8 protein-coding genes are annotated in these 9,133 nt (G+C 47.5%); 1 reads left to right on the top strand and 7 read right to left on the bottom strand.

Annotated features, from left to right (window positions below; all coding sequences use genetic code 11):
- Window positions 1-468: 468 nt before the first annotated feature.
- The 7 genes from nagA to FYJ45_RS28245 form a co-directional block, all read right to left on the bottom strand.
- A complete protein-coding gene (gene nagA, locus FYJ45_RS28275; RefSeq protein ID WP_025490209.1) occupies window positions 469-1,608 on the bottom strand; it encodes an N-acetylglucosamine-6-phosphate deacetylase in 1,140 nt (379 codons plus the stop codon).
- A gap of 89 nt (window positions 1,609-1,697) precedes the next feature.
- Window positions 1,698-2,423 carry a glucosamine-6-phosphate deaminase gene (gene nagB / locus FYJ45_RS28270; RefSeq protein ID WP_154468300.1) on the bottom strand — a complete coding sequence of 242 codons (726 nt, stop codon included), beginning with the start codon at window positions 2,421-2,423 and terminating at the stop codon, window positions 1,698-1,700.
- A gap of 203 nt (window positions 2,424-2,626) precedes the next feature.
- Window positions 2,627-4,084, bottom strand: coding sequence for an N-acetylglucosamine-specific PTS transporter subunit IIBC (nagE, locus tag FYJ45_RS28265; RefSeq protein WP_154468299.1), 1,458 nt, complete (start codon window positions 4,082-4,084; stop codon window positions 2,627-2,629).
- Window positions 4,085-4,179: 95 nt separating this feature from the next.
- The gene (locus FYJ45_RS28260) at window positions 4,180-4,437 is read right to left on the bottom strand and encodes an HPr family phosphocarrier protein (RefSeq protein WP_154468298.1); all 258 of its coding nucleotides are present in this window, start codon (window positions 4,435-4,437) and stop codon (window positions 4,180-4,182) included.
- Window positions 4,438-4,525: 88 nt separating this feature from the next.
- Window positions 4,526-6,142, bottom strand: a complete 1,617-nt coding sequence (gene ptsP, locus FYJ45_RS28255) for a phosphoenolpyruvate--protein phosphotransferase (protein WP_154468297.1) — start codon at window positions 6,140-6,142, stop codon at window positions 4,526-4,528.
- Window positions 6,143-6,168: 26 nt separating this feature from the next.
- Window positions 6,169-6,651 (bottom strand): PTS sugar transporter subunit IIA, encoded by a 483-nt coding sequence (locus FYJ45_RS28250; protein ID WP_021638869.1) that lies wholly within the window; start codon window positions 6,649-6,651, stop codon window positions 6,169-6,171.
- A 21-nt stretch (window positions 6,652-6,672) separates the two neighbouring features.
- Window positions 6,673-7,539 carry a PRD domain-containing protein gene (locus tag FYJ45_RS28245; RefSeq protein ID WP_025490211.1) on the bottom strand — a complete coding sequence of 289 codons (867 nt, stop codon included), beginning with the start codon at window positions 7,537-7,539 and terminating at the stop codon, window positions 6,673-6,675.
- Window positions 7,540-8,056: 517 nt separating this feature from the next.
- Between FYJ45_RS28245 and FYJ45_RS28240 the strand changes: the two genes are divergently transcribed.
- The gene (locus FYJ45_RS28240) at window positions 8,057-8,995 is read left to right on the top strand and encodes an SGNH/GDSL hydrolase family protein (RefSeq protein ID WP_154468295.1); all 939 of its coding nucleotides are present in this window, start codon (window positions 8,057-8,059) and stop codon (window positions 8,993-8,995) included.
- Window positions 8,996-9,133 lie beyond the last annotated feature (138 nt).

Genomic DNA, 9,133 nt, shown 5'->3' with positions numbered 1-9,133 from the left:
GGGCGGGCAGGGTTTCTGTAAGGGCACGCTTTCGCTCGGTTAAAAATGCAGCGGTACTAACGACGCAAAGGACGCGTCGTAAGGACCGGCGTTTTTATACGACCCTTACAGAAACCCTGCCCGCCCCACACCCCGTCCTCTCAAGCAGCCCCCACCTTCCCTCCCAGGACCAGGAGCCACGGACAGCCGCAGGAAAACACCGGCAGACCTGGGGATTATGGTAGGCGTAGGAGGAGGGCAGATAGCTGATAAAGGGTAATTTTATTTATGAACTAACGCAAAAGGGTAGTAAAAAACAACGTCTGTGTTGAAAGGCGTTGTTTTTTATTTGGGCTATTTTATATATGGTATTTCATTGTATTTGGTGTTTGTTACTTGTAACCGATTTGCAATTTCTTATTTATTGTTTCTTGTGATTATTGTACCTGTGTTTTTATGGTACAGGTATAATAAGGGTAATTGTAATGACTATAGCATCGGGGTTCCTTTGCAGTAGGTTTGGGTTACGTCGTAGTTGTCTTCGAGGATGACAAGGTCTGCGTCGTAGCCGGTTACTATTTTGCCTTTGCGGTTGTCTGCGCCGAGGCATCTGGCGGGGTTGATGGTGCAGGAGTTGAGGGCGGCGTCAAAGGGAACCATGGCTTGTTCAACCAGGATCTTGAGGCCTTTGTTCATGTTGAGGGTGCTTCCTGCTATGGTGTCGGTGCCTTTGAGTCTTGCCAGGCCGTCTTCGCCGATTTCGATGTCATGGCCGCCCAGCTGGTAGTTGCCCCCGGGCGGGCAGTGTTTTGCGCGTAGTGAATCGCTTATCATGATGCTGTAGTCTCTTCCTTTGGCCTGGAAGAAGTTGTTGAGGGCGGCCAGGTGGGAATGGCAGCCGTCACAGATTATTTCGCCGTAGATGTCGCGGACTCTGAGGGCGGTGCCTACAAGGCCGGGTTTTCTGTGGTGGTAGGGTGTCATGCCGTTGTATACGTGGGTCATGCTGGTTGCGCCGTTGGCTATGCCCAGCATGGCTTGTTCGTAGGTGGCGGAGGAGTGTCCCATGCTGACTACCACGCCTGTTTCTCTACAGTATCTGGTGAGGGCAAAGTTTTCGTCGTGTTCAGGAGCCATGGTGATGTATTTAATCAGTCCCTGTGCGGCCTCCTGGTACATTTTGAATTGTTCTACCGTGGCTTTTGCAATGGCTTCCGGCGGTTGCGCTCCTTTGTATTCCATGTCCAGATAGGGACCTTCAAAGTGGACGCCCAGGATTTCGGCTCCTTCGTAGCCTTCGCTCACTACTGCTGCCACGTTTTTCAGGGCGGCGGTGAGTACGTCGGGCATCTGGGTTACGGTGGTGGGAAGGATGGCGGTTACGCCTTCTTCCGGTATGCGTTTCATCCAGTCACGCAGGCCTTCGGGTTCTGCATCGTTGGTGTCAAAGCCGTAGGCTCCGTGGGTGTGTACGTCAATAAATCCGGGGACAATGCGTTTGTCACCGTAATCTATGTCCGCTGCTTTGGTTCCATAGGGGAGGATGTCCGTAATTTTGCCGTTCTGCATTTCTATCTGCATGGCAAGAAACTGTCCGGCAATCCATACCCGTTTACTTTGTATTATCATATATTCCTCCTTGTTTTGCGGAGCAAAATGCGAGCTCTCTGCGAGCAGAGGAATTTTCCTCCTTGTTTTGCGGAGTAAAATTCAGGTACTCAGATTTTTGAGAGTGCTGCTTCGTCTGCAACTACGATGGCGTCGCTGTGGAGCTGGAGTATGGAAGCGGGAACCTGAGGGGTTACAGGGCCGAAGAAGGCTTTTTTAACGATATCGGCTTTGTCTTCTCCGCTAACCACTACCAGTACTTTCTTTGCCAGCATGATGGTTTTGATGCCCATGGTGTATGCCTGTTTGGGCACGTCATCGTAGGAAGCGAAGAAACGCTGGTTTGCTTTGATGGTGGATTCTGTAAGGTCAACGCAGTGTGTTTCCAGTTCGAAGCTGTCTGAAGGCTCGTTGAAGCCGATATGGCCGTTGTGGCCCAGTCCCAGCAGCTGCAGGTCAATGCCGCCTACAGAAGCGATAACATTGTTATAGTCTGCGCAGGCTTTTGCAGCATCGGACTGTGTGCCGTCGGGCAGGTGGGTTCTTTCCTTATTGATATTCACATGTTTGAAAAGGTTCTCATTCATGAAGTAATAATAGCTCTGGTCGTTATCTCTGGTAAGTCCCTTGTACTCATCCAGATTCACGGAGGTTACTTCTGAAAAATCCAGATCGCCCTTGTTATACCATTCCACCAGCTGCTGGTAGGTGCCGATGGGGGTGGAACCGGTTGCCAGTCCCAGCACACAGTTGGGTTTCATAATAACCTGTGCGGAAATAATGTTGGCGGCTTTTCTGCTCATATCCTTATAATCTTTAGCTTTGATAATCTTCATAATTATTGCTCCTTTTCTTGGTTTTAGTATGTACACTTTTATTATAATCTATTATACAGCCGTACACCAGCTTGTTCTATGTACAATCTGGTCTTTTTTTAACCATATTTGTCTGAAAAATCTTTATAACCAAATTCGGAAGCTCCTTTTGCGGAGCTTCCGACTGTGCTAGGTGGGAATTTCTTGTAACGTCCGCGTGTTCCTTACAGCAGCTTCTTCATTTCATCTGCAACGAACTGGACTTTGGTGCCGACAATAACCTGAACAGATGTCTTGCTGGGCCTGATAACGCCTGCAACACCTGCAGATTTGATCTTCTTATCGTCAACCTTGGTATAATCTTTAATTTCAAGACGGAGTCTTGTAATACAGTTATCCAGAGATTTCACGTTTTCTTTTCCGCCGAGTCCTTCCAGAACGATCTTGGCAACCGTTGTGAAGTCATCGTTGGCGAGGGTTACTTTCTTCTCAGCTTCCAGATCATCATCTTCACGGCCGGGAGTCTTCAGATTGAATTTTGTGATAACGAATCTGAATACCACATAGTAAATGATACCAACCACAACTGCGATCGGAATGATTAACCAGGGATTCTCAGCAAGAGGCAGGAAGGAGCTGAGAACAGCATCGATGGCGCCGCCGGAGAAAGAGAAGCCCAGTCTTACGGGCAGTGCAACGGTAATTGCTGCTGTAATACCAGCCAGCAGAGCATGAACTAAATACAGGCCGGGAGCCAGGAACATAAAGGAGAATTCGATAGGCTCTGTAACACCTGTGAAGAAGGAACAGAATGCTGCAGATGCGAGCAGACCGAATACCATCTTCTTCTTGTTGTCTTTTGCTGTATGGTACATAGCGAGGCAGGCAGCGGGAAGACCGAGCATCATGAACGGGAAGAAACCTGTCATGTACATACCAGTCTGTCCAAAGGTACCTGTATTTCCCCAGAAGTTTCCAAGGTCGTTGATTCCCGCAACGTCGAACCAGAATACGGAGTTCAGTGCATGGTGCAGACCTACAGGGATTAACAGACGGTTCAGGAAGGTGTAGATACCTACGCCGATCGGGCCGAGTCCGGAAATAGCTTCGCCTACTGCAACCAGTGCTCCGTAAAGAACAGGCCATACGAAGAACAGGATACCTGTGAATACCAGGGATACCAGTGCTGTTACAATAGCAACGGCACGTTTGCCGCTGAAGAATGACAGCGCATCGGGAAGCTTGGTATTTTTGAATTTATTGTAGCAAACCGCACCAATGATACCGGCCAGGATACCGATAAACTGGTTATTGATTTTGCCGAACGCAGCAGCAGCTTCTTTACCGGTCAGTGCGGAAACAACGCCGGAACTGAGCAGGTTCTGGAACAGTAACATGGCGACCAGACCAGCCAGGGCTGCTGTGCCGTCATTGTCGTCAGACATACCGATTGCAACACCAATTGCAAACAGCCATGCCATATTGTCGATCAGAGCGCCGCCTGCCTTGATCATGAACAGACCAAGTGTATAAGCGAAGCCTCCTGCCGTAAAACCGGCTACTTCACCGGCCATAGCCGCAGGTGCAAGGATGTATCCAACGCCCATCAGGATACCGCATACCGGCAGACAAGCAACCGGCAGCATCAGGGATTTACCCAGTTTCTGCAAATACTTCATCATAATTAAAAATGCCCCCTTCTTTTTTTTGCTCCGCCCTAGCTACGGAGCATATTTTATTCAAAAGGAATTCTCTTTCCTTTGGAATACAGCTTCAGTTACAGATTTTCCTTCATAAATGCTTGAAGTGCCTGCGCCGCCGCATCTTCATCCGGACCTTCTATGGTAAATTTCACGGTCTGGCCCTGCTTAACGGCCATCATCATCAGAGACATTATTTTCTTTGCGTCTCCTTTTTTGGTTCCGTTATCAACGGATACCGTACTGGCAAACTCCGCGGCCTTCTTCACAAGAAGTCCTGCCGGTCTGGCATGGATTCCCAGTTCGTCTGTGATTGTATACTCGAATTCTTTCATGTTGCTGTCTCCCTTCTGTTTTTCATATCTATTCTTACCGCGGCCCGCTCAGGGCAGGCCGGGCAGATACCATTTAATACATTGCCTCTCAGATATCCCTGACGGCCTTTCTGACACTGAGCACATAGGTGGGGGATACGGACAATTCATCCACTCCCATATCCACAAAGGTCCTGGTAAGCGTTGTATCGCTGGCAAGCTCTCCGCAGATGCCTACCCAGATTCCTTCCTTATGGCCATTTTCCACGGTCATCTTAATCAGACGCAGGATGGCTTCGTGATGGGAATCGTAAAAATTGTCAAGATTCTGATTCTGCCTGTCTATGGCAAGCGTATACTGGGTAAGGTCATTGGTGCCGATACTGAAAAATTCCACTTCCTTTGCCAGCTCATCGCTGATTACGGCGGCGGCAGGCGTTTCCACCATGATTCCCAGCTCCACACGGTTAAAGCTGATGCCTTCTTTGGTAAGCTCTGTTTTAACCTCTTCCACGATTTCCTTGATTTTCCTGATTTCCTTTACAGAAATAATCATGGGGAACATGATTGCCGCGGTTCCGAAGGCAGATGCCCTGTATATAGCACGCAGCTGTGTTTTGAATACCTCCGGCCTGTCAAGGCAGATCCGGATGGCCCGGTAGCCCATAGCCGGATTTTCCTCGTGGGGCAGCTTAAAATAGTCTACCTGTTTATCAGCGCCGATATCCAGCGTTCTGATGATTACCTTTTTGCCCTGCATTCTGGAAAGAACTTCCTTATATATAACGAACTGTTCTTCCTCAGTGGGGTAATCTTCTCTTCCCAGATAAATGAATTCACTTCTGAAAAGTCCGATTCCACCCGCATCCGAATCCAGCACCTTATCCACATCGGATACATTTCCTATATTGGCATACAGATTGATTCTGCGTCCGTCGGTGGTTACGTTGTCTTTTCCCTTTAATTCCTGAAGTGCGGTACGCTCCTTTTCATATTCCATCTTCTTCTGTACTGATTTTTCCAGCACATCTTCTTCCGGATTGATGATGAAGGTTCCGCTGAAGCCGTCTACCACTGCCTTTGCTCCGCTGTATTCTTCCAGCAGGGCCACATCCGTCTGTACCAGCGCCGGAATATTCATGGACCTGGCCAGAATAGCCGTATGGGAGTTGGTGGAGCCGTGTTTGGTTACAATGGCAAGGATTTTGCTCTTATCCATCTGCACTGTCTCACTGGGGGATAAATCATCCGCCAGCAGAACCACCGGTTCCTCGGAAGCGATGCCTTCTTCTCCCACGCCCGCCAGGATGCGGATAAGTCTCTTGGAAATATCCAGCACATCCGCAGAACGCGCTTTCATATATTCATCATCCATGCTTGCAAAAATACCAGCAAAATTTTCACCTGTGAGATTCACGGCAAATTCCGCATTCATTTTTTCATCCCGAATCAGGCCGCGGATGGAATCCAGATAATCGGCGTCATCCAGCATCATCTTGTGCACATCGAAAATCATGGCCTGCTCTTCTCCCGCTTCCTTCAGGGCCTTCTGATAAAGCGCCTCCAGCTGTTCGGTTGCAGTTTCCTTCGCCTTCTCCATTCTTTCGATTTCCGCTTCGGGATTTTCAATGGTTTCCTGCTTCAGGACATATTCCTGTTTTTTATACAGATATATTCTGCCAATGGCAATTCCCTTTAATACGCTCTTACCGGAACATTTAATCATTACGATTCCTCCCAGATAAAATTCAGTTATTTTTTAATTTCCAGACAGTCATCCCCCGGCTTTACGGCTATGCCGGTCTTTCCCTCTACAGAAGCAAAATCCGTGGTGTTGCAGACAATCATGGGAGTAATAACATCGTATCCGGCCTCTTTAATCTTTTCCAGGTCAGCCTCTACCAGCAGGTCTCCCTTTTTCACCTTTTTGCCGGCTTCGGTTTTAATGGTGAAATGCTGTCCGTTCAGCTGGACCGTATCCAGTCCGATATGAATCAGCAGCTCAATCCCATCCTCCGTGGTAAGCCCCAGCGCATGCCCTGTAGGGAATACCGTGCTGATTTCACCGTCGGCAGGCGCGTAAACCTTTCCTTCCGCCGGGACAATGGCAATTCCCTTACCGAGAATTTCTTCACTGAAGGTGGGGTCATTTACATTTTTTAACGGCACACATTCTCCGGCCATCGGCGCTCCGAGCATAATTCCTTTTTTCTTAAAAGCATCAAATAATCCCATTTTTCTATTCCTTCCCTTCTTTTATGATTCCTGTTTTCCTTTTGTCTGTATTGTATCGGTAAAGCCGCCGGCCTGTTTCAGCTGAAGGGCCAGATAAATCTGCTCTTCCTCAGTCATATCGCAGCCATACTGCTCTTTCACATGTTTTTTTACTTTTTCCGCCAGGGCATAATCCCCTGCGCAATGATTCTTTACAAAATTGCTGAACACGATATCCTCACGGCCTTCCGCCGGCGGCAGGAGCAGCATCCGGTGTGCCAGAAATTTAAGATTGGACGCCAGTCTGTCACGGTACAGGGAATCCTCGGGCGGCAGCTTCAGATTATTCTCCAGAAGCTCCATCATGCTCTGAATCATGTTTGTCATGGCCCATGTGTCCCTGACCTTGATATCAAACTCAGCATCCACCAGATGAATCGCAATGGAAGCTGCTTCGTCATCCGGGAGCCTGATTCCCGTCCGTTCCTCAATCAGCAGAAGCGCATGCATCCCGATTTCAAATTCCTGCGGGTAGAATCTTTTAATCTCCCGGTAAAGCGCATTGGAAAAATCCATGCCGTCCTTAAACCTTTCAATTGCAAAACCAATATGGTCTGTAAGCGTCAGATAAACATTCTGGCTCAGCTTGGTATTCAAATTCTTCCTAGCATAGGAAATGATATCCGCAGAAACCTGAATATATTCTAACGGCATGCTTGCAAGCAAGTCCTTAAAGCGTTCCCGCACGTCCTTGCTCTCCAGCCTGAATATTTTCTCAATGCCGTCCTCAGCCACTTCCTGACCGGTCTTTTTCTGAAAACCAAGGCCACGGCCCATAATTATAATCTCACTGCCATCCTGGTCCCAGGAGGATATGACGTTATTATTAATTATTTTCCCGATTATCATACCTGCCCTCTGCTTTGGGGATTCTGGATTTAATGCTGGCTTGTGGCTTGTCATCCGCTGTCCTGCCTGTAAACGGGCTTAAATGGCCTTTAATAAAAAAAACCAAATCTTATAAATTAACCACTCCGTTTGCACTCCACACGGAATACACACTATGACTAACTTATAAAATCTGGTTTTGCCTGCCTTACAGTAACAATCCAATCAATATTCAGCTTTTGTCCCTCATCTGAATTGAGCATATCAAACTTAACAATTGATGTCAAGTGCAATCAGGTAATTTCGTGTTATTTTAACAGTTTTACAGTTTATATTTTGTGCATAATGTTCAGGTGAAAGTGCCTTACATTTATTATTATACCACTCTTACCGACAAATATATCCAATAGCATTCTTTTTTACGGTATCACTTTCACGCAGCAGAGAATACCCGGAAAATATTTTTCTGCCGAAACGTCATGAATCATGTTATAATATTTATCATACACTTATATCAATTACACAGTTAGGAGTTCTTATGAAAAAATCGAAATTAACCTGTATTCTTCTGGTTACGGCAGTTTTATGCTTCAGCTTTACAGGCTGCAGCAGGAATTCCGGGGAAGAGGCTTCCTCTGAAGAAATTCAAACAGATTATTCATCGGAAGAAAACAGTATTCCGGACAATACGGTTTCTCAGGCCGAAACCGCTCCGGCTCCCGAAGAAACGCCCCCTGCGCAACAGCAGGCCCGTGATCTCACCGGATTGAAGCTGTCCATTCTTGGGGACAGTATCTCCACTTTTGACGGATATATTCCTACGGATTATAATATTTTTTATCCCGGGCACGGAGAAATTACAACGGTTGAGAATACCTGGTGGTTTCAGGTGCTTACCGCAACCGGCATGGAGCTGAATGCGAATGCCTCCTCCTCCAACACCACCATATCGGGAGATTCCAACGATACCACAGGAAGCGCTCCCGGCTGCAGCTTTAAACGGATTAATGATCTGACCCCCGGCGACGATGGCCCCGCGCCGGATGTTCTCATTGTTTTCATGGGAACCAATGATTTTTTGAGAAGTGTGGAGTTGGGAAGCTTTACCGCGCCAGAGGCACAGCAGGAAGGCGAGGTTACGAATTTCTGTGATGCTTACGAACTGATGATACAGAAGCTTGCCGCTTCCTTCCCCAATGCCCAGATTTATTTCTGCACCCTCCTGGAAACCAATGCGGGAGACGTGGACGATAATCCCCAGGGATTTCCTGCCACAAATGAAAAAGGCAATACCATAGCCGATTTTAATGCGGAGATCGCCACAATCGCTTCCGCCTATAATTATCCGGTTATTGACGTCCATAACTGCGGTATCACCTACGATACCCTGGGACAATATACAGGTGATGGCGTCCACCCCAATACGGAGGGCGCGAAGCTCATAGGCGACTACATTACCCACGCTTTATTATATTGATATCATACCTACCAGCTCTGAAAGGCGAAAATTTCTCGCACAAAAATTACTGATAAGCACTGAAGATTTAGCCGATGCATGATAAAATAAAAAAAAGTTTTTCGCAAAGGAGAAAATTTATCGTGACAAGGGCTGAAC

Source organism: Eisenbergiella porci, assembly GCF_009696275.1.
Classification (GTDB): domain Bacteria; phylum Bacillota; class Clostridia; order Lachnospirales; family Lachnospiraceae; genus Eisenbergiella; species Eisenbergiella porci.
The sequence above is the reverse complement of the archived record's forward strand: the minus strand, read 5'-3'. Positions and strand labels throughout refer to the sequence as shown.

What these genes read in the sequence shown, in the direction of transcription:
- FYJ45_RS28250 (WP_021638869.1), bottom strand. Translation starts at nt 6,651, where the DNA reads ATGGGATTATTTGATGCTTTTAAGAAAAAAGGAATTATGCTCGGAGCG.
- FYJ45_RS28245 (WP_025490211.1), bottom strand. Translation starts at nt 7,539, where the DNA reads ATGATAATCGGGAAAATAATTAATAATAACGTCATATCCTCCTGGGAC.
- nagA (WP_025490209.1), bottom strand. Translation starts at nt 1,608, where the DNA reads ATGATAATACAAAGTAAACGGGTATGGATTGCCGGACAGTTTCTTGCC.
- nagB (WP_154468300.1), bottom strand. Translation starts at nt 2,423, where the DNA reads ATGAAGATTATCAAAGCTAAAGATTATAAGGATATGAGCAGAAAAGCC.
- ptsP (WP_154468297.1), bottom strand. Translation starts at nt 6,142, where the DNA reads ATGATTAAATGTTCCGGTAAGAGCGTATTAAAGGGAATTGCCATTGGC.
- FYJ45_RS28260 (WP_154468298.1), bottom strand. Translation starts at nt 4,437, where the DNA reads ATGAAAGAATTCGAGTATACAATCACAGACGAACTGGGAATCCATGCC.
- FYJ45_RS28240 (WP_154468295.1), top strand. Translation starts at nt 8,057, where the DNA reads ATGAAAAAATCGAAATTAACCTGTATTCTTCTGGTTACGGCAGTTTTA.
- nagE (WP_154468299.1), bottom strand. Translation starts at nt 4,084, where the DNA reads ATGATGAAGTATTTGCAGAAACTGGGTAAATCCCTGATGCTGCCGGTT.